The 1,317-nt window shown below is 63.6% G+C and carries 1 protein-coding gene; it reads right to left on the bottom strand.

Annotated features, from left to right (window positions below; translation table 11 throughout):
• Positions 1-209 precede the first annotated feature (209 nt).
• Positions 210-1,241, bottom strand: coding sequence for an IS110 family RNA-guided transposase (locus AAE027_RS39415; RefSeq protein ID WP_370991172.1), 1,032 nt, complete (start codon positions 1,239-1,241; stop codon positions 210-212).
• Positions 1,242-1,317 lie beyond the last annotated feature (76 nt).

Genomic DNA, 1,317 nt, shown 5'->3' on the forward strand with positions numbered 1-1,317 from the left:
GGAGCGGTCATGTATACGGCCTCGAGAAGCGGCCATTGACCGCGGGCCCTGATGGAGATCGCTGATCGAATTCCAATCATTGCGGCGCGCTGTGACGCGCGATGACGATGCGGAGTGTTTCGATCCCGGTTTCCAGACCATTTGCCATCACACCTTTAGTGCCCTTCCGATAGGCATGGAGCGCGAGCGCGGCGGCTGTTGCCCCTCAACTAGGCCGCAGCCGGCGCGCTCGCGCGGTCTCGGTAGGTTTCTCCTTTGACCAGCATGGCCCAGATGATCCGGGCGGTCTTGGCGGCGAAGGCCACCATGGCGACCTTGTAGGGCCGCCGCGCCAGCAGATCACGAAGCCACGGATCGGTGACGCCGCGCGCCTTCTGTTGCCGCAGATGGGCGCTGGCACCGCTGATCAACAGCGCTCGCAGCACACGGTCTCCTTGTTTGGAGATCCTCCCGGGGCGATGCTTGCCTCCGGTGCCGTGGTCCTTGCCGGTGATCCCGATCCAGGCTGCGAAGTCGCGACCGGAGCGGAACACTTTTGCGTCGGGCACTTTGGCCAGGACCGTGCTGGCGATGATCGGGCCGACGCTTGGGACCTCCATGAGCCGCTTGGCGTCGCGATCGCCGCGGGCCGCCTTGGCGATCTGTCGTTCAAGCACCCGTTCGTCGGCATTGAGCGCCTGCCAGTGCTTGGCCAGCATCAACAGGGCGCTGCGCATCATCTCCGGAATGTTCTCGCTCGGCTCTTCGAGCCGGGCCATCAATGCGCACAGCCCCTGATATCCTTGCACTGCCACGATCCCGAGTTCACTCAATGCTGCTCGCAAGGCGTTCGCCACCATGGTCCGCTGCCGGACCAGCAAGGCACGCGCGCTATGAACCGCCAGCGTTGCCTGTTGCCCGATGCTCTTCACCGGAACAAACCGCATCGTCGGTCGGGTCACAGCCTCGCAGACCCCTTCGGCATCGCGGCCATCGTTCTTGTTGCGCTTGACGTAGGGCTTCACATAGGCCGGCGGCATCAACCGCACCTCGTGGCCATACCGGCCGATCACGCGCGCCCAATGATGAGCGCTGCCGCAAGCCTCCATGCCCACCAGGCACGGCGGCAACTGTGCGAAAAACTTCTCGACCGAGGCTCGCTTGAGCTGGCGCCTCACCACCACAGCTCCCGACGCGTCAATCCCGTGGACTTGAAAAACGTTCTTCGCCAGATCAACCCCAATCGTGCTAATCTTCGTCATGGACGGCTCCCTTTGTCTGGTTCGACTCAACATCACCAGTCTGGCACACCGATGCCGTTCGGGGGCCGTCCATCCC

The organism is Bradyrhizobium sp. DN3, assembly GCF_041357655.1.
Taxonomy (GTDB): Bacteria; Pseudomonadota; Alphaproteobacteria; order Rhizobiales; family Xanthobacteraceae; genus Bradyrhizobium.

Bases quoted from the DNA above. Each gene is read 5' to 3' on its own strand.
- AAE027_RS39415 (WP_370991172.1), bottom strand. From the start codon at position 1,241: ATGACGAAGATTAGCACGATTGGGGTTGATCTGGCGAAGAACGTTTTT.